Origin of the sequence: Natrialba sp. SSL1, assembly GCF_001861355.1 — an archaeon.
GTDB lineage: Archaea > Halobacteriota > Halobacteria > Halobacteriales > Natrialbaceae > Natrialba.
The window spans coordinates 1-587 of sequence record NZ_MASN01000054.1 but is presented as its reverse complement, the minus strand read 5'-3'; the positions used below and the strand labels follow the sequence as shown (position 1 = coordinate 587).

The window sequence follows — 587 nt, the reverse complement described above, 5'->3', positions numbered from 1 at the left end:
GGCGAGCAACGATCCACGCCACAGTTCATCCAGTTCACAGACCGCGAGAAGATGCGACGACTCCACCGCGAACGTACCCGCCTGAACGACCGCCTTGCCGCGTTGCGCCGTGGCGATCGCTCGCATACTGACGAGTTCGCCCACATCCACAGTGAGTACGAGCGAGTGAACAGCAAGATTCGACACAAGCGCGAGCAACTAACACACGACGTCGCAAACCAAGTCCTCGCACTTGCACTCGCCTACGACGTAGACGCCATCGTCCACGAGGACTTGCGGTCGCTCTCCCCGCCGAGTGACGAAGGCACGTTGTCGTGGGAATTGTCGTCGTGGGCGCGTCGAGACATCATCGAGAACATCGAATACCGGGCAGAGTGTGCCGGTCTCGTTGTTGAGCGAGTCTATCCACAGGGAACAAGTCGGTCGTGTCCCCGGTGTGGTTCGACCGGCCACATCTGCAAGTCACCCGACCACCACGAAGAACACAGGTGGGGCGGGCACTTCCGGTGTGATAACACGCGGTGTGGGTTCGAGGGCGACCGGGACTACATCGGGGCACTGAACGTTGCTCGTGTGTTCTTCAGCGA

At 60.5% G+C, this 587-nt stretch carries 1 protein-coding gene; it reads left to right on the top strand.

The window, feature by feature from the left end:
- The coding region (locus BBD46_RS18685; RefSeq protein WP_139173714.1) for a zinc ribbon domain-containing protein at nucleotides 1-587 on the top strand (587 nt) is incomplete at both ends.